Genomic DNA, 22,181 nt, shown 5'->3' on the forward strand with positions numbered 1-22,181 from the left:
CAGCATGTTGCCGTAAAGTGCCATTTGCATAATGGAAGGTGACGATGAAAACGAAGCAGGAACTATCACTGGCGGCAGGCGAGTCTCTGACGACCCGTAAAGAGAATATCGGCTATCTGATAGCGGATCCCGTTGAAGGCGTTGAACTGCTTTTCAGCTGGCGGAAACAAAAACAGCAGATAAAAAAAATTCCGGCTGGCGAATGCGGCATCATTGCGCTGAGCCCACTGAAACTGGATATCCTTCAGGGCAGCTTAACGTATAGCGAACTGGATTTTGCTTCGCTGTGTAAATTACAGGCATTTATTGATGCCTCACAGAAAAGAAATATTGTCCCGGATCGCCCCACACCCTGGGGTTATGTCCCGCTGGAAGAGGGGCTATCTTTTCAGACACTGAACGATAAGCTTGATATCTGGTTTCTTGAGTACTCTCTGCAGCAGTCGGGGGAAGCCTGTGCCATCGCCGATTTTTTCCGCTGTAGCGAGAGTTACCGGTTGATCCGTTTTCTGCTGGATGAATCGGAGAAAAACAGACCGTTACGGGAGATCAGTGCCCGTTACGGGCTCTCTTCTTCCCATTTCCGGCGTCTGACCCGTTATGCATTAGGAAATAATACGAAAACTGAATTAAGGAACTGGCGGGTCATCAGAGCGTTGCTGGCTTCCATCGGCACAGAAAAAAAACAGCGCTTAACAGACACGGCGATCGAATATGGCTACGCATCACTTTCTCATTTCTCCGGTGAGGTAAAAAGTTTATTTGGTGCTTCGCCACGGAAATTGAAAAACTCTATAAATAACGATGCTATCAAATGAAGAAAAGATTAAATAAATTTACAACAGCGCAGCTTTTTGTTGCAGTATTGATTTTTTCATTACCACAAATTAATGCCTTTGCAGAAAACGCCTCCGTCAGTCCGGCTGGCTACGTTGCCCGTAATGAATCGATTAAGGGCGTATTTGATGCGCTCTCTTCACAAATCGGCAAGCCGGTACTGTTAAGCAAAACGGCATTACGCAAAAAAGTCAGTGGTGATTTTGATTTCAGCGAGCCGCAGCTGTTACTGGAAAAGCTTTCCGAGCAGCTGGGATTGATCTGGTATCACGATGGTCAGGCCATCTACATTTACGATGCCAGCGAAATGCGCAATGCGGTTATCGTTTTGCATAATATTCCTTTCAGTGTACTGAACAACTATCTGATTAAGTCAAAGCTATATGATAAGCGTTATGCCCTGCATGCCGATAATGGTAGCGGAACCATTTATTTCTCCGGGCCGCCTGTCTATATCGACCTGGTGACCAATATTGCCCGTTATCTGGATGAGAAAAAAACCTTTATCAACAGCGTAGAGACAAAAGTCACGATGATCCCGCTGTCTAATACCTTTGTTGAGGACAGGCAATACAGCTATCGCGGCGAAACCATCCGTATCCCCGGGGTAGCAAATATTATTCGTGATCTGCTGAGCTCCAGCGATATGCCGGTTGAGGTTATTTCTACCCGTGATTTGAAAACCGCCGGTGCGGGCGAGAAAACGCTGCCAGCGGCAATGCCCGATTTTAATGCCAGTCAGGCTGCGCCGCCGGTTCGTTTGCCTGATACGCCACTGAGTCATGCGCTAGCCAACCGGCCAGGCGTCAGTACGCTGAGAATCATCGCCAATCCGGGCAATAACAGTCTGCTGGTGAAGGGCAGCGCCGAACAGGTGGAATATGTGCAGACGCTGGTCAGCAGTCTGGATGTGCAAAAACGTCATATTGAACTCTCTGTCTGGATTGTGGATCTGCAGAAAGATGCCCTGAATCAGATGGGGGTGGAGTGGAAAGGCAATATCAATATGGGGTCGCAGCTGGGCGTCTCCCTGAATGGCGGTGCCTCCAGCACTGTCGATGGGGCCAGTTTTATGGCGGCAGTACTGGCGCTGCATCAGAAAAACCGCGCCAATATTGTTGCCCGACCGATGATCCTGACCCAGGAGAATATTCCCGCCATCTTTGATAACAGCCGCACTTTTTATACCAAATTGATTGGTGAACGCAGCGTTGAACTACAGCATGTCACCTATGGCACCTCCGTCAACGTATTACCGCGCTTCACGGACAGTGATGAAATTGAAATGATGCTCACCGTGGAAGATGGCAGCACATTGAGCGACAACAAAGTGTTGGTTAAAGAGCTGCCAGAGGTGGGACGTACCAATATCAGCACCATAGCGCGTGTACCCCGTGGAAAAAGTCTGCTGATTGGCGGCTATACCCGTAACGAGAGCGCGGGCCGCGAAGCGAAAATTCCGTTGCTGGGCGATATTCCCTGGGTTGGCAAACTCTTCCGTTACCAGAAGACCAATGAATCAAACATGGTGCGGGTATTTTTGATTCAGCCGCGGGAAATTGTTGAGCCTTTGAAACCGGACGCCAGCGAGCTGGTTAAAACCATGAAGACCCGGCTGAGCGACGAAGGTTTACAGGACTGGATGCAAAACTACCTGGATAGCCGGAAATGGAGATAACCGCTCGCCCCTTTATTCCGCCGGTCGAAGCGGTAAAAAGCGCGCAGCGCAGCCAGGAGAGCAGCAGTGAACCTCCAGCAGAGACTGCAGATACTGAAGCCACGGCGGCTGATTCCCAGGCTGAGCACTTTGAAGATGCCCTGGATGAGATATCCGTCTTTGTCGGTACGCTGCGTAACCGGCGGGAGCTGGAAAAGAAAAGCGGCAACTCCGGCGAGAGCGTTCTGGATCGGGTGCTGGAGGAAGAACTCCAGCCCCGGATGCAGATGCTGATCAAGGCGGTACAGGGCAGCCACGAAGCGGAGATTGAGTTGCTGCTGCAGCAGTTGCGCTCGCTGTTTCCTGACGACAGCGATCTGGTATTAGTGCTGCGCGAACTGCTCTATAACCGCGCGCTGGACGAAGTGGTTAAAAAACGGCTGCAAAAGCTGCTGGAGCTGGTAGAAAAACAGGCCGACCCGCGGCGGCTGAAGGCCGGGATTAATATTGCGCTGAAAGCGCGGTTATTCGGGCGTCATCTGAATTTTTCTCCGGCGTTATTACGCAACAGTTATCGCGATTTTTTAACCGATAACTATCACGAAATTGATGTGTATCAGAGCTGGATTGAGCAATATGGCCCGAAAGTGCGCCACCAGGTGGTGGAGTTTATGGAAGGGGCATTACTGACCGATATGGAAGCAGCAGATCCCAGCTGCTCAAATATTGAGTTTGGCAATTTGCTGGGCAAGCTGGGCATGATTAAAATTATTCGTTCCAGCGATCAGATCTTTATTAATACGCTGATGAATAATCAAATCGCTCGTGACCTGGCGATTAGTGAAAATGACTGGCTTTACTTTATGTTTTGCATGCTGAAGAACGGCAGCTTGCTGGGGCAATATTTACGCGACATTCTGGGAAAAAAACTGAAAAGCCTGACTGCAGCGCAGTTGTCGATGTTGCTGAACTGCCTCTATTTTGCCTGTAAAAAACTGCCGCGCCATATTTTTTATGATGAAAAAGAGTGGGATGCGCTGGAGGAACGGTTTAAAGCGCTGGCGGGCCAGGCCCGCAAATTTGAGCTGACAGAAAAGAACGAAAACCGAAACGGTAAGCGTCGAGACGGATAAAAAGATGAATAGCGGTATGATTAGTAAAAGCCTGAATAATATTAAAAAGCAACCAGAGCTATGGATTCTGGCTTTAATGATTGTCATTATCGCCATGCTGGTGATCCCGATCCCTACTTTCCTGATGGATTTCTTCATCGCGATGAATATTATCATTGCCGCGTTGGTGTTTCTGTCATCCTTTTATATTGACCGCATACTCAGCTTCTCCTCATTTCCTGCGGTACTGCTGATTACAACACTGTTTCGCCTGGCGTTATCCATCAGCTCTACCCGTCTGATCTTAACCAATGCAGACGCCGGGGAAATTATCGCCACCTTTGGCGAGTTTGTTATTGGCGATAACCTGATTGTGGGCTTTGTGATTTTTGCCATTGTCACCATCGTGCAGTTTATGGTGGTGACCAAAGGGGCGGAGCGTGTAGCGGAAGTGGCGGCGCGTTTCTCCCTTGATGGCATGCCGGGCAAACAAATGAGTATCGATGCGGATCTGAAAAATGGCGCTATCGACAGCGATGAAGCGAAACAGCGCCGCAGCGTACTGGAGAAAGAGAGCCAGCTGTATGGATCTTTCGACGGGGCGATGAAGTTTATCAAAGGTGATGCGATCGCCGGCATCATTGTCATTTTTATTAACCTGATTGGCGGTATCAGCGTGGGCGTAAGTCAGCACGGCATGGATATGTCGACGGCTATGCACACCTATACCATGCTCACCATTGGTGATGGCCTGGTGGCACAGATCCCCTCATTACTGATTGCCATCAGTGCCGGTTTTATCGTGACGCGTGTCAGCGGTGAAGGCAACAACATGGGACAAACCATGATGGGCCAGCTGCTGAATAACCGCCTGGTACTGCTGGTTGCAGCATTTATTGCTCTGGGGATCGGCAGCCTGCCGGGCTTCCCGTTACCGGTATTCATGGGTCTGGCGCTGGTACTGGCGTTTCTGTTCTACCTGAAATGGCGCGAAGCAACACCGGTACAAAAGGGGAAAGCGCTGCATGACGGCAGCCATGCGCCTGGCGCGGGCGATAAGGGAGAAAGTGAGCTGGGATTAATCAGTAATCTCGATGCCACGCCAGCAGAGGCGGTGCCGCTGATTTTGCTGGTGGATGAAAAGATCCTGCCGACGCTGGAAAAAGCACAGGCGGCAGAGCGCTACCGTAGTCAGTTCTTTATTGATTATGGTCTGCAACTGCCTGAATTTGTCCTGAAAGCCCAGGCAAATCTCAAGCCCGGGGAAGTGATTTTACTCATTAATGAAATCCAGGCCGGGAGCTTTACGCTATTTATTGATGCCCTGCGCGTCATTAACAGTTCAGAGGAGCTGGATAATATCGGCATCCGGCCAGTTTCGCGGGAAAATGGTTACTGGGTAGCGAAGGACAATGCGGCCACGTTAACGCAACTGGGATTTCAGCTGCGTCCGGCAATTGATGATCTCTACAGCTTTCTTTCTGCATTACTGGTGCTGCATGTTAATGAGTTTTTCGGCGTGCAGGAAACCAAAAATATGCTGGATAAACTGGAAGGAAAGTATCCGGATCTGATTAAAGAAGTATTACGTCACGCCACTATTCAGCGTATTTGCGAAGTCATTCAGCGCCTGGTCGGCGAACGTATCTCCGTGCGTAATTTAAAACTGATTATTGAGGCGCTGGCGGTCTGGGCACCGCGTGAAAAAGATGTGATAACCCTGGTGGAGCATGTACGCGGCGTATTAGCGCGCTATATCTCTCACAAGTTTGCGGTAAATAACCTGTTACGCGTCATTATGCTGTCGGCTGAATTTGAAGAGCAACTGCGTAACGGTATTCGCAATACCTCATCAGGCGCGTTTCTTAATCTGGAACCCGCTGTCGCTGATGAACTGATGGATCGTTTTTCCCTGGCGATGGATAGCCTGACCATGGCCAGTCGCGATCTCGCTGTTTTAACCTCGGTGGATATCAGGCGTTTCGTAAAAATATTTTTATCCGCCCGTTTTAAAAACCTTGAGGTGCTTTCTTATGGTGAAATCAGTGAAAGCGTCTCACTTGAAGTAATAAGAACCATTTAATTGAAGGAGCCTGGGTATGGATGACATTGATATCGCCGCCTTATTGCGTGGAGCGCTGCGTGAAAGTGGCTGTGATGAAGCGTTGCTGAATAATTTTGATGGCCATTCCACCATCGAACTGGAATGCGCCGATATGCCCAGCATACTCATCAGTAAAAATAACAGTGATGTCTGGCTATGGGCCAAAATATACGAAGACAATAGCCTGGTCGTGCAACAAAAATCGGCAGATTTATTGCCGTTACTGATGGAAGAGTGCGCCTTTTCCATTACTGAACAATTGCAGCTGACCCTGTTTGAAGGTCATCTGGTGCTGAAAGGGCTGGTCAAGCCTGACTATTTGCGCGACAGCAAAGATTTCGCCATTGCGCTGGAAACTTTTTTTGAGCGGTTAAACCAATTTCTGGATGTGCTTCGCTGATGAAACAACGCGCACTGCTCCGCTCGCAGGCACATCCGTTACGCCTGGCCGGTCCCATCATTGAAGCCAGGCTGCCCGGTGTGACAGTGGGGGAGATTTGTCATATTTACGCCAGCCGGCGGGAAAAACAGACCATTGCCCGGGCTCAGGTGCTGGGATTTAACCGGGATGTCGCCTTACTGAGCCTGACTGGCAGCGCGAAAGGACTGTCGCGTGAGGCGGTGATCGCACCTGCCGGGCATGGGCTGAATATTGTGCTGCGCCCCGATCTGGCGGGAAGCGTACTGGATGCGACCGGCAATATTGTCCAGCGTCTGGCAGCGAGTAGCCCGACAGCTGAGCAGGAACTGCGCGCCATTGACAGCAGGCCGCCGGAGTGGCACCAGCGCATCGCTATCGGGCAGCCGTTTGTCACCGGCATTCGCGCTATTGACGGACTGCTGACCTGCGGCGTGGGCCAGCGTCTGGGCATCTTCGCGGCGGCAGGCTGCGGTAAAACCACCCTGATGCATATGCTGATTGCTAATGCGGATGCGGATATTTTCGTTATCGCCCTGATTGGCGAGCGCGGCCGGGAAGTGACCGAATTCGTTTCGGCGCTGCGCCACTCCGCACGTCAGCAGCAGTGCATTGTGGTTTCCGCCACCTCCGATTATTCCGCGCTGGATCGCTGTAATGCCGCCCTGGTGGCGACCACGGTGGCGGAATATTTCCGCGACCAGGGGAAAAAAGTGGTGCTGTTTTTCGATTCGGTTACCCGTTACGCCCGTGCGTTGCGCGATGTGGCGCTGGCTGCCGGGGAGTTTCCCGCCCGGCGGGGGTTTCCCGCATCGGTGTTTGAAGCGCTGCCGAAAATCCTGGAACGGCCGGGCTGTACCCGCCGCGGCAGTATTACCGCTTTTTATACCATTCTGCTGGAAAGCGAAGAGGAGGAGGATCCGCTGGCAGATGAGATCCGATCGATTCTGGATGGGCATATCTACCTCAGCCGCAAGCTGGCCGCGAAAAATCACTATCCGGCGATTGATGTCTTACGCAGCATCAGCCGTATCAGCAATCAGGTGTGCAGCCAGGAACATCAGCAGCTCAGCCGGGAGGTCCGGCGCATGCTGGCAACCCTGGAAGAGATGCAGCTACTGCTGGAACTGGGGGAATACCAGCCGGGTCAGAATGCAGAGAACGACCGGGCCTTTAATAAACAGGCTGAGCTGTCACGCTGGTTATGTCAGCAGACAGCGGAATCCACCTCTTTTGACAGCATGTTGAGGTCGTTACGTGAGCTTGCTGCATAGTTTTTCCCGCCTGCTGCAGCATAACGCGCTGGCAACGGAGCGGCAGCAGCGCGGTATCGCCCGTGAAGAGGAGACCTTACGCCGGCTGCAGCAGCAGGTTCGCGAACAGGAGCAGCTCTGCCAGGCGCTGGAAAAGGGGATTAAAGGGTTGTACGCCACGGGCTATACCAACCGGACAGAACTCTTTAATCAGCAGCGCAAGCAGGCAGCACTACGGCGCCGTCTTAAAGATAGCGAAGCGAATATCGTGCAGTTACAGGCCGATATCGGGGAGTGTCAGCAGCGGCGTGCCGCCGCGCGTCAGCAGTGGCAACAACTGTTACGGCAGAGGAATAAATATCAGCATGTCTGTCGACAGGAAAAGCGAGTACGCGAGTTAAAACGCCTCCTGACGGAGGAAAGCGACATGGAGGAGAAACAGACGTGGAAGCGGTAAAAGCAGACTATGCATATTTGACGGGCAACGCGGGGGAGGAGGTCACGCCTGTTGTACCGCTGTCTGTCCGGCTGGAAATGAAGCGCAAATTAAAGAGATTGCCTGATGGACAGGAGGCGGTAATGCCGGTTGTGCTACAACAGGATCCATTGCCGCTGGTCGTCTCGTCTTCGCTACGGGCTGCTGTCGGTGCGTTATCGCAGTCAGTGGAAGCCTCCCCGGTGCCCGCTGCTGTCGGCGCGGTATCGCAGCCAGTGGAAGCCTCTCTGGTGCCCGCTGCTGTCGGCGCGGTATCGCAGCCAGTGGAAGCCTCTCCGGTGCCCGCTGCTGTCGGCGCGGTATCGCAGCCAGTGGAAGCGACCCCGGTGCCCGCTGCTGTCGGCGCGGTATCGCAGCCAGTGGAAGCCTCCCCGGTGCCCGCTACTGTCGGCGCGGTATCGCAGCCAGTGGAAGCGTCCCCGTCACCCGATGCTGCCCCCACGGCATCACTACTTACGGCGGGAGTCGCGCGACGGTTTACGCTGCCACAGGTTCTCTCAGCACTGCCGTCACGGCTTACTGGCAACGCGCCGGTGACGACGTTATCACGCGCAACGACGCGTTTACAGGGACATGCCCATGCTGGCGTACAGTCAATGGTGAAAGCTGCGAAATCCTGCTCGCTGCTGCTAACGACGCTATGGGCAGAAAAAAACCAATTACTGCCTGCGACGCGCATAGCACCAAAAACGCATCCCATGCCTGCGCAAAACGCAGAGTCCGTATCTGGGCCCGCGCACGCGGCGCGTCCGGACGCGCGTCACCCGGTCCGTACGCTGCTGCAAAAATGCTTTGCCGCAACACTTCCACAGAACGCGCTGCCGCGCAGCGGGGAAAAGCTAAACCCGGTTGCCACCTTGTTGGCTGCAGTCACAACGCCATGGACAGGGGAAAGAAAAGGGTTGCCTGAGAGGTCTGGCGCACCGGCGGCGAGCGACGAAAAACCACAGTCTGTGGCGGCACGCGCTTATCACGCCGCACCACAGGCGTCTCTTACCAGGAGTGTCACTATCCCGGACCGGCAGATCGCGCAAACAGCTGGTGCGCCAGACACCCGATATGAGGCGCTGGCGCAGGCCGGGAAAAAGCGCGCCGTGGCGGCTGATATACGTCCGGAAGAACCTGTGGCGCTACCGGTTATGCGGTTGCCTGAACAGGCATTTCCCAATGCTGGCGAGTCGGCGGAACCAGAGCCAGACAACGCGCCGCAGTCACGCAACCCGAACGTGCAGGGGCAACAGCAGGCTGCTCCGCCGTCGGGTTTGAAAATGATTTACAGCTTCCGTTCATGGGGAAAGGGGCATGTGGAAATCAGCGATCGCCGTGAGCAGTTGGTGTTGCAGCCTTCCGATCCCGTGGTCAGGGAACGTATTGCCGCGGCGCTTGCGCAGCAGGAGGGGGCAGGGTGGCAACTGGCGGATGAAAGCGATCGGGACAGACAATCCGCGTCCCGACCGCAGCAGGAAGATGAGGACGATGTATGTTAGCCGATCATTTACGTCAGCTAAGCCAGCAACAGATCCGCTGGAAAGGCCAGATCAAAGCGTGGCAGGAGCAGGGCGCGCAGATTATTGAGGGATGTCCGCCTGGTGAGGCGCTGCTGCTGGCCTTTCGTACCGACAGCGGCTGGAAAGGTGCAATCGATTTATACGAATGGATCAGCAAGGTGATGCCGGACGCGGCACAGCTGGCGCCGCAGTTTTTTCGCGCCGACCAGCTTGAAACATTGTTTATCCATAGTGCCCGGCCTTTCGACAGCGGCCTGCCTGAACTGGGTTATCAGACCCTGATCAGCAACGGCAGGCTGGATCACGCCTGCTTTGCCGGTAAGTCATGGCCAGCCCTGGCGACCGCGCAGGGCACGGTCTGGTTGCTGGAGAGCGCAGAAACAATGCCGTCTGAGCGGGTTGCCGGCGCACGCGATCTGCATGACTTACCCGTTTCGTTGCACTTTGAACTGGGGTATTCAACGCTTTCGCTGGCAACGATGAAAAAAATAGCGTGTGGCGATCTGCTGGTTATTCGTCATCAGGCCAGCATCGTCACTGTGAAGGGTAAAAAAATGGGTTTCTATCACCAAAGGGAGGGGCAGTACATGCTGGAAGAGTACCGGGAAGATGAATTTTATACCGAAGATGAGAGAGATTTCCCTGAGGAGATGAGCGAAGAAGACGAGTGGCAGGATACGTCGCTTTCTGCGCGCGATAAAATTCCGGTGCGCCTCACCTTTACCCTTGAAGAGCGCAACGTCACCGTGGCCGAACTGGAGCAGCTCTGGCAGGGAGCCTGTCTGACCTGCTTACCGCAGGCGGAAAAAAACATTACCGTACGGGCTAATGGCGTGGCGCTGGCGAAGGGGGAACTGGTCTGGGTTGAAGATCGTATGGGCGTGGAAATTACCTCGATCTGTCATGAGGCCGGTAATGGAAAATGATATTTCCCTTATTGCATTACTGGCGTTCAGCACCTTATTGCCTTTTTTGATCGCCTGCGGCACCTGCTATATCAAATTCTCTATTGTTTTTGTGATGGTCAGGAACGCGTTGGGATTACAACAAATTCCCTCCAATATCACCCTGAATGGTGTCGCCTTATTACTGGCAATGTTTGTGATGACCCCGGTGGTAAAAGAGGGCTATCAGAATTATCAGCAACAGCAGGTTGATTTGCATAATGTGGAATCGGTAAGCCGCTTTTTTGACAGCGGCTTTGACAGCTACCGCCGTTATTTAGAAAAATATTCCGATCCGGAGTTGACGAAATTTTTTCAACAGGCGCAGACGCAACGTGACGAGGCTGATGAGAACACCGCTGAGGAGGAGCAACCCGCGTCAATAACCGCGTTGCTGCCTGCCTATGCATTAAGTGAAATCAAAAGCGCCTTTAAAATCGGCTTTTATCTTTATCTGCCTTTTGTGGTGATTGATCTTTTGATCTCCAGTGTGCTGCTGGCATTAGGAATGATGATGATGAGCCCGATTACTATTTCCGTTCCGGTCAAACTTATTCTGTTCGTAGTCATGGATGGCTGGACGCTGTTATCAAAAGGATTAATTAACCAGTATCTCGATCTGGCCAGTTAACCCCAGGGGTATTTACCATGCATGATATTACCTTTGCGGCGAATAAGGCGCTCTACCTTATTTTGCTTCTCTCGGCGGGTCCTGTTGCGGTGGCGACAGTGGTGGGATTACTGGTAGGCTTATTTCAGACCGTCACGCAATTACAGGAGCAGACGCTGCCCTTTGGCATTAAATTAATCAGCGTGGTGTTAACACTGTTTTTGCTGTCGGGCTGGTATGGCGATGTATTACTTGAATATGCGCGTGAAGTGCTGAGGATAGCGTTTAAACGCTGATAGCCTGATGAAACTCTTTATTGATCTTCATAACGGGCTGCTGGCTGCGTTACTCGCTGGCGCGCGGGTCATGCCCGCCTTTATTCTGCTGCCGTTCCTGAATAATTCCGTGATCTTTGGCGCGGCACGTTTACCTGTCGTCATCATGGTGGGCCTGGCATTATGGCCGGAAAAAATGGATGGCCTGCTGTCTATCGGTACGTTGCACTATATCGGCCTGCTGGCGAAAGAGACGCTGATAGGCCTGATGCTGGGATGCGCCCTCACTCTGCCCCTGTGGATACTCCACGCCATGGGCAGCATTATTGATAACCAGCGCGGTGCGACGCTGAGCAGCAGCATCAGTCCGCTGACAGGCATCGACAGTTCGGAACTGGCTAACCTGTTTAATCTCTTTGCTGCCGTCGTGGTGCTGGAGAGTGGTGGACTGACGCTGATGCTGGAGGTCTTTCAGCGTAGTTTCCAGCTCTGGCCGCCGCTGAGCATGTCCCTGCCAGCGCTTGCGCCTGCGCTGACATTTCTGGCCTCTCTGATAGCAAAAGGGCTGATGCTTGCCAGCCCGGTGATCAGCACGTTTTTACTGACGGAGATACTGCTGGGGTTACTGTCGCGCTATGCGCCGCAGATGAACGCATTTGCAATGGCCTTAACGCTGAAAAGCAGCATCGCATTTTTACTTCTTGTTCTCTATTTTTCACCCGTTATACCTCATGAGCTGCGCCAGCTACAGTTGTTGCCTGATTCACTCGCCCGCTGGATTAATCATTAGCTGAAAAAAGATGTCAACCAATAAAACTGAAAAGCCAACGCCGAAGAAACTTAAAGATGCAGGATTAAAAGGACAGAGTTTTAAAAGTAAGGATTTAATTACCACCTGCCTGATCTTAACCGGCGGCGAGTTTATTCTTCACTCTTCCCTTTTCAGCGGGTTCGCGCCTGATATGATTAAAATTATTTCATCAGGTTTTACGCTGGCACCGCAGGAATATGCCCGGGCTGTGTTTATTGGCGCATTGCAGTTGCTGCTGCCGGTGATCCTGTTATGTATTTTGGCCTCGGCGTTGCCGAGTTTACTGCAAACAGGGTTCCGCTTAGCCACCAAAGCGCTGAAAATCAATTTTGCTGCGCTGAACCCGGTGAATGGTGTAAAGAAACTTTTCAGCCTGCGGGCATTAAAAGATATTGTAAAATGCTGTCTCTATTTATGCAGTTTTATTGTTGCCGGTAAAATTTTCTGGGAGCAAAAAAAAGGTTTGCTTCTCTCGCAACTGCACGCTTCGCCCCGGCAGCTTTTAATCATCTGGGCCGATCTCTTCCATACGCTGATTATGCTCTGCTTTGTTTGTCTGCTGGTAATTCTGCTGCTGGACATGGTGGCAGAGTATTTACTGCACATTAAAGATCTGAAGATGGATAAGCGGGAGGTCAAACTTGAACACAGAGAACAGGAGGGGAATCCAGAAATAAAATCAAAACGTCGCTCGATGCATCAGGAACTGCTGTCCGAACAGCTGAAATCGGATATTGAAAATTCAAAAGTTATTATTGCTAACCCGACGCATATTGCTATCGGTATCTTTCAAAACCCCGAAATTTGTCTCATTCCCTTTATCTCGGTGAAAGAGAGTAACCAGCGTGCGCTGGCGGTGCGCGCCTGGGCGGAGAAGTGCGGCGTCCCGGTGGTAGAAGATATTCGGCTGGCACGGAAAATTTATAAGACCCATGAGCGCTACTCCTTTGTGCAATTCGACGAACTGGAGGAGGTGCTGCGCCTGCTGCTCTGGCTTGAAGAGGTGGAAAAAGCCTGGAGCAAAGAAATTTCCCATGGTCAGCAACAAGATGAGCGTTCCGAAGAAGTTTCTCATGAACGCCAGGATTAAACTCAAACTGTCATTCATGAGATGATAGTAAATATAAGGTAACAGATATGAATGATAAAACTTTTTCGTACAGCAACGATGAATTAAGCGAGCTACTTCTTTCTGCGGTAAATCAGGGTAAGAATTTAAAAGATATTCATCAGGTTCCTGATGAAATGTTGAATAACGTCTATGCTCACGCCTATAAATTTTATCATCAGGGACGGCTGGATGATGCAGAGCGCTTTTTCAGCTTTCTGTGTATGTATGATCTGAATAATCCTGATTATTTTCTCGGGCTGGGTGCCGTCAATCAGTTAAAAAAGAATTACCAGAAGGCCTGTGACTTTTATTCACTGGCGTACGTATTGTCCAGCACGGATTTCACTTCTGTATTTTATAGCGGGCAGTGTCAGATTATGATGGGAAATCTGGCAAAGGCAATGCAGTGTTTTGATCTGATTTGCAAACGCTGCACTGACGATTCCCTGGTGAATAAGGCAAGGAGTTACCTGGAAACCATAAGAAAGAATATTAAAGAAAATGATATTGCAGAGAGTGAGAATCATGATGAATAAGGAGAAACTATGCCGACCGCTGATGCCAGAATAGATCGGTTTTTTACCACAACCAGTCTGTTGACCAGCAATACCCCCTCGGAAATGCAACCGTTGCTTAAGGCTGCGCAAGCGAAGTCTATTCTCTCACCGGAGGAACGAGCTGCTCTGGTGAGAGAAGCACAAAAAAATTTTCAGACACCGGGAGAAACAGGCAACTGGCCAGCAATTACCGCGCCAGTGGGGAATACAGAAGAGATGCCTAGCCTGGCCTTTTTTGTTTTCAATTTGCTGAGATTAAGTGGCGCCATTCAGCTTGATAAGCTGCTGGCGAATTTACGCAATGCAGGCTTAACGGCACAGGCGCAATATAATTACCTGATCGGCATGGCTACGCAAATCAGTCAGGCTTTCAATGCGGCAGAAAACGCCGAAGCGGCCTTTCAGCAGGCAAAGGAGCAGTTAAAAGCGGCCGAGCAGTATGAAGCGGCGGCGCAGGCAGCGGTAGAAGCGGCGCAGGGAGAACTGGACGGCCTGCAATCTGATGATCCCCGTTATGCGCAGACGCAGGAGAAGCTCAGGCAGGCACAAGCCGCTTTTACCGAGGCGAAGAAAAGCACGCAGCAGGCGCGTGTAGCGGCTGATCAGGCACAGAGTGCGTCTCAGACGGCACAGGATAATTACGCCTTATTAACCCAGCAAGGCCAGATTCAGAAATTTAATGATGCCTTAGTCTCAAATCTGTTCAACGCGCCGCTGAAAATTTCTGAGAAGTCAGCGACGGCGACCACGGCATTGATTATTGCGCAGCTTATTCAGTTACTGGGTGACAAGTCAGTTAAAAAACTGCAGGCCGATCTGGAAACCTCCAGCCGAGTGCAAAAAAGCCGTCAGAATGAGATGCTGAAAAAATCGGAGGAGTATCAGGAAAAGCTGCGTCGTGCAGAAGAGGCCAATAAAATTACCGGTTGCCTGGGGAAAATCCTTGGCGGGCTGGCCATGGTCGTTGGCGCGATCACCTCGATTTTTGGCGGTGCGGGCATCGGGGTAATGGCTGTCGGTATCGGCCTGCTGGCCGCGGATGGCATTACCGAAGCGGTGACCGGACAATCGCTCACCGGCATGATGATGGAACCCATCATGAAATATGTGCTTAATCCGCTGATGAATATTATTGGCGATGCGGTAAAAGCCATTTTCGATTATACGCCGTTAGGTTTGTTAATCAGCGCCATCGATAAAGCGACCGGCAGTAATATTATGGACACCGTGCATGCCGTGGTCACGGCGGTGGCGGCAGTCGCCATCATGGTGGCCGTAGCAATGCTGGCAAAATCGGCCGCGAAATTCGTAATAAAAAGCATGGATAAAGCGCTGGCTGAGTTTCTTGGGCAATCAATCAAACAGCAATTACAGCAAACCTTTAAAAAATTACTGCCCGCGATTATAAAAAATGCCGCTAAGCAGATGAGCAAAGCGCTCGGCCAGGTAAAAAGCATTCTCTCGGAAAAACTGGCCAAAGATCCTGCTACTTTGCAGGCCACCTTGCTGTGGCTGGAAAAACTAAGGCTGTTAACTCATCTCTCCTCCACGGGTGTGCAGGCCACCGGTAATATTGTGTCTGGCAATTTACAGGCGGAAGCCTCACTGGCGCTTGCGGAGATGAAGATAAATGAAGCTGCAATCAATATTAATAAAGATAACCTTGATCTGATTATAAAACATTTTAAACGCGAGAGTAATGTATTCACAGAATTAACTAAATATGTCTCAGAGGTGCTGTTGCAAGAGCAACGCGCTGGCCGCTTTGTATTAAAAAACATGTCAGCCTGACAGTTATTTCGTTCAAAATTTAAATCAGAGGTCATTCTATGGATATATCATCTGGAATCAGTCTGCATTCACGCGTTTCTGCTTTGCCGGCAGAGATAGTCAATAATTCCGCTTTTAAAAAGGATATTAGTGCTGGCCCGGTTAATCAAATGAATAAAGGTGTCGCTACAGCTGCGACCTTTGCATTGATAAGCCAGTTGCAAACCAAAAATGCGATGGACGGGGTTACAACGCTGGGCGTGCCCGCATTGCCCGCTCCTGCCATGAATGCCGATACTGAAGCGCTTAAGCAAAATGCTGAAGAGATGCTGGATGACCTGCAAAGAAACCAGCCTGATAATGCGATGTTGGGCAGCACCCTGAGCAGAAAAAGCAAGGTCTTTGTAGCCCTGGTCGATTCAGCCTATGAGCAGGCAAAAGCTGAAAAAAACTGGAGTTCGATGGATTTAAAACTCAGTTTTGGCCAGACCAAAGCTGAGGCTTCAGCGATAAAATATTCGGGCCAGGTACAACGTGACAGGGCGATTACAGAAAGCGTTGCCACTGTCGGAATGACAGCGGCAGGCACCGGGAAAAGCCTGAAAGGTGTTGGCAATAAACAGCAAGCCTTTAAGGTGCACGGCAGAAATATTCAACACGCGCGCGCTCAGCAAAATCAGCTGGAACATGCGCGCAATATTCATCCGCAAACACGCGTCAGCGAAAATGCTACCGGTACGGGTGTGAAAACCAGTGTGAAAGCCACGACGCAGCCTGCACATGCTACAACCTCCCGGACGACGAGCGTCGATACGCCAGAGATGCCAGCCACCGCATCGGCACAGCCTGGTGCAGTCCCGGCTAATACCCGACAACTGGTGAATGAGAACGAACTCCGTCAACAGCATGATCGCCGGGTGCTGAGTAGATCCATTAACGAACTGGGCGAGTATATTGATGAACAGGGATTCCGCCAGCAAACCATGCTCCTGGCAGGGGATCGCCAGTTGACCTGGGGCCATGCGATGAACAATACCGCGCACAGCCTTGGCGCGGTAGCCGGCTCCCCTTTCCATACAGAATATTCAGAAGCACAAGCGACCCAGAGGATGGCGGAATCGAGTGCGCGCATTTTCAGTGAGCATTCCTCGCAGAAATCAAAAGCAGCAGACCAGGATAAGGAGCTTCTGCTGATGCTGCTGCAACAGATGCGTGATATGAGTAACGCCAATAACGATGCGGCAAACGCCGTAGCGCAGAATATACACTACTGATAAAAGACAATTTTCCTGCCCCATCAGGGGCAGGTGTAATGGGGAAGATTATGGGTGGGTTATTATTATCATTAGAGCCACGTCAGGCGGGCGCCGGGAATTTATCTGTTAATAACGGTGCGGCCGCAGCGGCTGAGGCGTTATCTGACCAGCCTGAAGAGCAGCCGGTGCGGAAATATGCTGAGCGAAACCACAATAAAATCTTTGCTGACAGAGCGGAGAAATATTTCACTCAGAATAAAGCAGGCAAGAACGCGGCTTTAGCTCACCTGCAGCATGAGGCCCGATTAAGCCTCACGGCGCTGGACCCTGGCAAACTGGTCATACAGCCACCAGGAAAAACACTCAGCGCCGGGGAACGGCAGAAGTTTATCGCTATTATTAACAATGAACAGGTCGTGGAGGGTTTAACCCCCGCAGAGCAGCAAAAGTTTATCAGGTTGCTCAACAGGGAACGCGCAAAGGATCCGGTCACGCTGGGTACGCGTCAGCAACAGAGTGTTAAGAATCTGGAAAATATAAAGCAGATGTCGGAGCGTAATAAGGAGCATGAAAAAGCGAACCAGGAGGTTATCTCCAGCTGGGATTTTTGTAGCCAGTTGCGCGACGCTATTAATAATATTGATAACAGCTATATGCGTTCTTATGAATTTATCATGGGACAATTTAGTCAGTTCTATGAAAGTGTGGCTAATATTAAAAGCATGATGGCTGAATATATCAAACCCGGTAAAAATGGCAACCTGATCATTGAAGGTAAAAGGATGCACGCGCTGATAAGCGGTTTTATGAGTAAGTATAGTATTCAAGACGGAGAGATACCACCTCAGGCAATCCTCTTTCCCTCGCCAGATTATAAAAACCCGGATGGTAGCGCGATCACCCATAAACAGGCAGAAAATTGGGCCAGTGAGATGGGGTTATCTACTTATAATGTGAAACAGGATAAAAACGGTAACTGGTGCTGCACTATTGATGTCAGTCCGCTGCAGGAAATTAAAACTTCCATCGAACTGGTTTTTGGTACCGGAGCAGACAGAACAGTGGATCCGCAGCAATATCAGGCATGGGCCACCGGTTACGATACGCAACTGGATAAGTATCAAAACTTTCTGCAGATTATTACGCAAAAGTTTACTACGGCAAATGCTGTATTTGACAACCTGGTGAAAGTATTAAGTAGCACCATTACTGCCCTGGCTGAGTGTGACAAGTCATTTTTAACACAGTAAGGAGAAAATAATGGCAGGTATAAGCGCTCTCCCCGGTATTACTCAAATGCCTTGTTATGGAAATGATGCTCCCCATAAAGGTTCAATTCTGTCAGAGAATGTTTCAGGCGCAAAGAACAACGGAGCGAATTTATTCACCGGCACTAAAGAACTGCGTCAGGTATTTGACAATTGTGAAGCTGAAGTACACTCCCGGATCTCAGAGAGATTATCTAAAACGGCAGATAAACCGCTCAGTGAAGCAGACTTTCTTCAGCATCAGCTTAATAATGGGTGCCTTATCTTTTGCACTTTGCTGGATGATGAAAGCAAAGGGAATCATATTTTTGAATGTCTGAAAAATGCTCCTGATACAAGCTGGGCCAAAAAAAACCTGTTAAATGTTTTTCTGATGTTATCCGGAACAGGAGAACTGGACGTTCTGAAGGAACCAGTAAAGGAACTTGCTGAGCTGGTGCTGAAATTTGGCCTGGGTGATGATTCTCCGGTGGGTAGCTGTAGTAAAAAACTCAAAGAGCATAAAAAGTGCGAGAAGCTCTTTGACACTATCGCCCGATATTCAGCAGCCTGCCCGGATCATATTGTTTCCTCAATCAAAGGCGAAGTTCTTCAGATGCTGGAACGTGATTGCGTTTCTACGGAAGGATTAACGGCTGATGATATATTTACCGAGGCTTGTAAAAGACTGGATGCAATGAACAAAGCATGGCGGCAAAGCCCGACCACAGCTTTCCGGGATTTAGTGTTGTGCATCAAACTCTGCATTCAGATGCTTTCACTGATAAAAGAGAGCGCTGAGATAAAAGCTGACCAGACGCCCGACGAGAGCAATAAGGCGCAGCCCGATAAGCCTGATCGCCCTGAGACCAGAAGACCGGATCCTTTTGCTGCACCGTATCAGCCAGAATCTGCCACGCCTCAGCCGCCTGCGGGTGGTGATAAAGGGAATGGCGGTGCCGTTTATCATATCAATATTGATAACAGAACGTTTGATAACAGCATTCATGTTAACGATCAGTCGTCACAGACAACGAATCGCAGGATAAGCAAATCCGCCAGAGAAATATTTAAAAGATCCAATTCTTACCCGCAGGATAACCGTACGGCAAAAAATCGGAGCGGAGAACAGGATATTTTTATACCGGCAAGCGCGCGGTTACGAACCTTCAGCGAAGGCATGCTCACTGATGTTCCCGGCCTGGATGAGATAATCAGTAAATATACGCAGATTGCTGCTCCCGACCTGCATGGGATGAACAGCCAGGGTACGCAAACTGATGCTCCTGACCTGCATGGGATGAACAACCGGGGTACGCAAACTGACGCTCTGCATGGGATGAACCATCGGGGTACGCAAACTGATATTTCCGACCTGCATGGGATGAACAGCCAGGGTACGCAAACTGACGCTCCCGACCTGTATGGGATGAACAGCCAGGGTACGCAAATTGATGCTCTGCATGGGATGAACTCTCGGGGCACCCAAACTGGTGCTGACGCTCTGCATGGGTTGAACCCTCGGGGTACGCAAACTGATGTTCCCGACCTGCATGGGATGAACAGCCAGGGTACGCAAACTGACGCTCTGCATGGGATGAACAGCCAGGGTACGCAAACTGATGCTCACGACCTGCATGGGATGAACAGCCAGGGTACGCAAACTGACGCTTTGCATGGGATGAACTCTCGGGGCACCCAAAATGGTGCTGGCGACCTGCATGGAATAAACCCACGGGGTACGCAAACTGACGCTCTGCATGGGATGAACCATCGGGGTACGCAAACTGACGCGCTGCATGAGATGAACCCTCGGGGCATCCAAACTGGTACTGGCAACCTGCATGGGATAAACCTTCGGGGCACGCAAACTGACGCTCTGCATGGGATAAAACCTCGGGGTACGCAAACTGACGGCCCTGTTCTGCGCGAGATGAGTGGCCAGGGCGAGTTATTTCGGTTAATACCCAGACCCAAAATCAGGTTGCCAGAGGTACCGCAGCAGCCAGAAACCATGGAGACGCAAAAAAATCAGAAGGTAAGCGCTCGGACAGCTTCTTTTGATGGCGTCAGGCAGGCGGCAACCTCCCGCCTGGCAGGGGGGGACCTTGAAAATAATATTCAACCATCACTGAAAGAACCGGAACTTCGCTTTGATCCACAACGTTTTTATCAGTTTTTACAAGGTAAAAATAATAATGTAGCGCAAACGCAAGCTACGTCGGATATCGCTCTCGGCACACCGGAGAGGGGCGGCCCTGCTGCGAAAGGTAGGGCGAAATGGTCTGAATCTTTGCAGGATATCTTTAACGTTAACAAAAACGGAAACGGAAACGGAAACCGTGGCGCTATGCGCACTGACGGAGCAGCCCAGATATCAAGAGCCCGTACCGACAGAGCACATAACAGCATCGGGTGGCCGCTCAGCATCGACACCGCTATGCAAACTGACAGACCAGGCCAGCCGCTCAGCACCGCTATGCAAACTGACAGCCCAGGCCAGCCGCTCAGCACCGGTATGCAAACTGACAGCCCAGGCCAGCCGCTCAGCACCGCTATGCAAACTGACAGCCCAGGCCAGCCGCTCAGCACCGGTATGCAAACTGACAGCCCAGGCCAGCCGCTCAGCACCGCTATGCAAACTGACAGTCCAGGCCAGCCGCTCAGCACCAGTATGCAAACTGACAGCCCAGGCCAGCCGCTCAGCACCGCTATGCAAACTGACGGAACCAGCAGTCCGGAAAAAGTGACTACCCATACGCAGACGGCAAACCCGCCGGTTTATCCGGGCCGGGTTCAGACCGGGACGGGATCAGGCAACTCACAGCCTGGCTATCGAAACAGTAATGATCCTGTCAGAAAGTGGGCTGAAGTTAAGGTCTCTCCGGGCTTCGTCGGCTCCATTGGCTCCGCGACGTCGATAACCGATCAGCAGGCACGTCTGCCCAAATCCTACGTACAACCGAAACACTGGGCTAAGTCGCCGGGTACGCAAAGAAAGCTCGCTACTGACGACAATAAGCAGGAGGTAAACCGCAAAGGGCGTACTGTTTCAGGCAAACCACAGACCACGCCAGACCGGCAATTTTTACGCGAGATCGGGCGGCCGCCTGTAAAAACGTTTTATCAAAATCCCCGGCAACTTATTTCCACCAACCAGTCTGCAAATGAGAACAATTTAACTGATGGCAAGGTAACAGCGGCAACGTTACCTGAATAATAAATTTACAACTTCTGTTTAAGTCAGTCTCTGTTGCTCACTTCAGCTGGCAGCAGGGGCTGGCTTTATCATCTTTTTCAGCAAAAAGGTTTTTCCTGTCATGGCAGCAGAACATATTCAATATGAAATCAATCAATTACTGGTCGATTGTCTGGGGTGTGATATTGCAGACATTACGCCAGAAAAACATCTGGTGGCAGATCTACTGGCCGATTCCGTAGCGCTGCTGGATATTGCCATGGCCGTAGAAAATAAGTTTAATTTTATCTTTGATGAAAAGATGATGGAAAAAATGAATACCGTCGCCGACTTATACGCCATAATCAGGCGATCTCAGACGGTCGGTGGTGAATAATAAAGGGACTCTCCTGCTGCGGATCTGTTTCTGTTTTACGCCCGGCACGGGCAGCGAAGAAGTGACACCTTTTCTCACCCGGTGTGTACCTTCTTTCACGGCGCAGGCCAGCAGCCGAAGGGTCCCCGACCTTTAAAGAAAAGCACTCAGCACGCAGTCAGACAGGGCGCGCCTTAACCTTTTATTGTCTTCACTTTCATCCCGTTCGCTTTTCAGCTCCTGCTTTTAATATTCCTGTAACAACGCAACCGTTTTCTCAGCTACGACATTGCTGATTATTTGCTTGAATAATAGCAATATTTTATTTTCCAGCGCTTCCGTCCGGGCAGGAAGAATATTTCTTTTATGGCAGCGTCGGTTTCTGGCAGGTAAAAACCCTCAGAAAGAGGCAGTTAATCCTTTAACACCTGTAATGATGTAAAGCTGGTGGTAATTATTGTAAATAAACATTTTAAATGATGAGATTCTGACTGTGGCGAGCCTCCCCCTCTTTTTTTTCGACGAAAATTAATATAGTATCTGCGGTAACAGAAAGAACAGGCAACAAAAGTGTATCTCTCTGGATCTGTTACTCCGGGCGATACCTGATCAGAATTGCGGTATTTCCGTATGCTGGCCGCGCTTATTGTGGCACTGGCTT

19 protein-coding genes are annotated in these 22,181 nt (G+C 50.8%); all 19 read left to right on the plus strand.

Features of this window, described 5'->3' with window-relative positions; translation table 11 throughout:
- Nucleotides 1-44: 44 nt before the first annotated feature.
- Nucleotides 45-818, plus strand: coding sequence for a helix-turn-helix domain-containing protein (locus E0E17_RS08775; RefSeq protein WP_130833463.1), 774 nt, complete (start codon nucleotides 45-47; stop codon nucleotides 816-818).
- Nucleotides 815-2,515, plus strand: a complete 1,701-nt coding sequence (gene sctC / locus E0E17_RS08780) for a type III secretion system outer membrane ring subunit SctC (RefSeq protein WP_130833465.1) — start codon at nucleotides 815-817, stop codon at nucleotides 2,513-2,515. Before E0E17_RS08775 ends, sctC begins: the two co-directional genes overlap by 4 nt.
- Nucleotides 2,506-3,627: a type III secretion system gatekeeper subunit SctW gene (gene sctW, locus E0E17_RS08785; RefSeq protein ID WP_130833467.1), complete on the plus strand. Its 1,122-nt coding sequence runs from the start codon at nucleotides 2,506-2,508 to the stop codon at nucleotides 3,625-3,627. Before sctC ends, sctW begins: the two co-directional genes overlap by 10 nt.
- A gap of 16 nt (nucleotides 3,628-3,643) precedes the next feature.
- Nucleotides 3,644-5,689, plus strand: coding sequence for an EscV/YscV/HrcV family type III secretion system export apparatus protein (locus E0E17_RS08790; protein WP_130833469.1), 2,046 nt, complete (start codon nucleotides 3,644-3,646; stop codon nucleotides 5,687-5,689).
- A 16-nt stretch (nucleotides 5,690-5,705) separates the two neighbouring features.
- Entirely contained in the window at nucleotides 5,706-6,110 is a 405-nt protein-coding gene (locus E0E17_RS08795) for an InvB/SpaK family type III secretion system chaperone (protein ID WP_130833471.1), read from the plus strand.
- Nucleotides 6,110-7,402: a type III secretion system ATPase SctN gene (sctN, locus tag E0E17_RS08800; protein ID WP_130833473.1), complete on the plus strand. Its 1,293-nt coding sequence runs from the start codon at nucleotides 6,110-6,112 to the stop codon at nucleotides 7,400-7,402. Before E0E17_RS08795 ends, sctN begins: the two co-directional genes overlap by 1 nt.
- A complete protein-coding gene (locus tag E0E17_RS08805) occupies nucleotides 7,386-7,838 on the plus strand; it encodes a SpaM family type III secretion system protein (RefSeq protein WP_130833475.1) in 453 nt (150 codons plus the stop codon). The genes sctN and E0E17_RS08805 overlap by 17 nt, the downstream gene beginning before the upstream one ends.
- A gap of 122 nt (nucleotides 7,839-7,960) precedes the next feature.
- Complete coding sequence (locus E0E17_RS08810) at nucleotides 7,961-9,364, plus strand: SpaN/EivJ family type III secretion system needle length determinant (RefSeq protein WP_130833477.1); 1,404 nt, start codon at nucleotides 7,961-7,963, stop codon at nucleotides 9,362-9,364.
- Entirely contained in the window at nucleotides 9,358-10,311 is a 954-nt protein-coding gene (gene sctQ, locus E0E17_RS08815) for a type III secretion system cytoplasmic ring protein SctQ (protein WP_130833479.1), read from the plus strand. Before E0E17_RS08810 ends, sctQ begins: the two co-directional genes overlap by 7 nt.
- Nucleotides 10,301-10,960: an EscR/YscR/HrcR family type III secretion system export apparatus protein gene (locus E0E17_RS08820; RefSeq protein WP_130833481.1), complete on the plus strand. Its 660-nt coding sequence runs from the start codon at nucleotides 10,301-10,303 to the stop codon at nucleotides 10,958-10,960. Before sctQ ends, E0E17_RS08820 begins: the two co-directional genes overlap by 11 nt.
- A gap of 17 nt (nucleotides 10,961-10,977) precedes the next feature.
- Nucleotides 10,978-11,235, plus strand: a complete 258-nt coding sequence (locus tag E0E17_RS08825; protein WP_130833483.1) for an EscS/YscS/HrcS family type III secretion system export apparatus protein — start codon at nucleotides 10,978-10,980, stop codon at nucleotides 11,233-11,235.
- A gap of 7 nt (nucleotides 11,236-11,242) precedes the next feature.
- Nucleotides 11,243-12,004, plus strand: coding sequence for a type III secretion system export apparatus subunit SctT (gene sctT, locus E0E17_RS08830; RefSeq protein ID WP_130833485.1), 762 nt, complete (start codon nucleotides 11,243-11,245; stop codon nucleotides 12,002-12,004).
- Between the two features lie 10 nt (nucleotides 12,005-12,014).
- On the plus strand, nucleotides 12,015-13,115 hold the full coding sequence (locus E0E17_RS08835; protein WP_130833486.1) for an EscU/YscU/HrcU family type III secretion system export apparatus switch protein: 1,101 nt from the start codon (nucleotides 12,015-12,017) through the stop codon (nucleotides 13,113-13,115).
- A 47-nt stretch (nucleotides 13,116-13,162) separates the two neighbouring features.
- A complete protein-coding gene (gene sicA, locus E0E17_RS08840; protein ID WP_130833488.1) occupies nucleotides 13,163-13,672 on the plus strand; it encodes a type III secretion system translocator chaperone SicA in 510 nt (169 codons plus the stop codon).
- A gap of 9 nt (nucleotides 13,673-13,681) precedes the next feature.
- On the plus strand, nucleotides 13,682-15,484 hold the full coding sequence (sctE, locus tag E0E17_RS08845) for a type III secretion system translocon subunit SseC family protein (RefSeq protein WP_130833490.1): 1,803 nt from the start codon (nucleotides 13,682-13,684) through the stop codon (nucleotides 15,482-15,484).
- Nucleotides 15,485-15,633: 149 nt separating this feature from the next.
- Nucleotides 15,634-16,737 carry an IpaC/SipC family type III secretion system effector gene (locus tag E0E17_RS08850; RefSeq protein ID WP_130833493.1) on the plus strand — a complete coding sequence of 368 codons (1,104 nt, stop codon included), beginning with the start codon at nucleotides 15,634-15,636 and terminating at the stop codon, nucleotides 16,735-16,737.
- Nucleotides 16,738-16,775: 38 nt separating this feature from the next.
- Complete coding sequence (locus E0E17_RS08855; protein WP_130833497.1) at nucleotides 16,776-17,969, plus strand: IpaD/SipD/SspD family type III secretion system needle tip protein; 1,194 nt, start codon at nucleotides 16,776-16,778, stop codon at nucleotides 17,967-17,969.
- A 10-nt stretch (nucleotides 17,970-17,979) separates the two neighbouring features.
- Nucleotides 17,980-21,186: a hypothetical protein gene (locus E0E17_RS08860; protein ID WP_130833499.1), complete on the plus strand. Its 3,207-nt coding sequence runs from the start codon at nucleotides 17,980-17,982 to the stop codon at nucleotides 21,184-21,186.
- Nucleotides 21,187-21,286: 100 nt separating this feature from the next.
- Entirely contained in the window at nucleotides 21,287-21,541 is a 255-nt protein-coding gene (locus E0E17_RS08865; protein ID WP_130833502.1) for an acyl carrier protein, read from the plus strand.
- The last annotated feature ends 640 nt before the right edge of the window (nucleotides 21,542-22,181 follow it).

Origin of the sequence: [Erwinia] mediterraneensis, from assembly GCF_900604315.1 — a bacterium.
Classification (GTDB): domain Bacteria; phylum Pseudomonadota; class Gammaproteobacteria; order Enterobacterales; family Enterobacteriaceae; genus Pantoea; species Pantoea mediterraneensis_A.

Coding starts and splice junctions, on each gene's coding strand:
- E0E17_RS08820 (WP_130833481.1), top strand. CDS start 10,301: ATGGAAAATGATATTTCCCTTATTGCATTACTGGCGTTCAGCACCTTA.
- E0E17_RS08795 (WP_130833471.1), top strand. CDS start 5,706: ATGGATGACATTGATATCGCCGCCTTATTGCGTGGAGCGCTGCGTGAA.
- E0E17_RS08850 (WP_130833493.1), top strand. CDS start 15,634: ATGAATAAAGGTGTCGCTACAGCTGCGACCTTTGCATTGATAAGCCAG.
- E0E17_RS08860 (WP_130833499.1), top strand. CDS start 17,980: ATGGCAGGTATAAGCGCTCTCCCCGGTATTACTCAAATGCCTTGTTAT.
- sctC (WP_130833465.1), top strand. CDS start 815: ATGAAGAAAAGATTAAATAAATTTACAACAGCGCAGCTTTTTGTTGCA.
- sctQ (WP_130833479.1), top strand. CDS start 9,358: ATGTTAGCCGATCATTTACGTCAGCTAAGCCAGCAACAGATCCGCTGG.
- sctT (WP_130833485.1), top strand. CDS start 11,243: ATGAAACTCTTTATTGATCTTCATAACGGGCTGCTGGCTGCGTTACTC.
- sctE (WP_130833490.1), top strand. CDS start 13,682: ATGCCGACCGCTGATGCCAGAATAGATCGGTTTTTTACCACAACCAGT.
- sctW (WP_130833467.1), top strand. CDS start 2,506: ATGGAGATAACCGCTCGCCCCTTTATTCCGCCGGTCGAAGCGGTAAAA.
- E0E17_RS08810 (WP_130833477.1), top strand. CDS start 7,961: ATGCCGGTTGTGCTACAACAGGATCCATTGCCGCTGGTCGTCTCGTCT.
- sicA (WP_130833488.1), top strand. CDS start 13,163: ATGAATGATAAAACTTTTTCGTACAGCAACGATGAATTAAGCGAGCTA.
- E0E17_RS08775 (WP_130833463.1), top strand. CDS start 45: ATGAAAACGAAGCAGGAACTATCACTGGCGGCAGGCGAGTCTCTGACG.
- sctN (WP_130833473.1), top strand. CDS start 6,110: ATGAAACAACGCGCACTGCTCCGCTCGCAGGCACATCCGTTACGCCTG.
- E0E17_RS08855 (WP_130833497.1), top strand. CDS start 16,776: ATGGGGAAGATTATGGGTGGGTTATTATTATCATTAGAGCCACGTCAG.
- E0E17_RS08790 (WP_130833469.1), top strand. CDS start 3,644: ATGATTAGTAAAAGCCTGAATAATATTAAAAAGCAACCAGAGCTATGG.
- E0E17_RS08825 (WP_130833483.1), top strand. CDS start 10,978: ATGCATGATATTACCTTTGCGGCGAATAAGGCGCTCTACCTTATTTTG.
- E0E17_RS08865 (WP_130833502.1), top strand. CDS start 21,287: ATGGCAGCAGAACATATTCAATATGAAATCAATCAATTACTGGTCGAT.
- E0E17_RS08835 (WP_130833486.1), top strand. CDS start 12,015: ATGTCAACCAATAAAACTGAAAAGCCAACGCCGAAGAAACTTAAAGAT.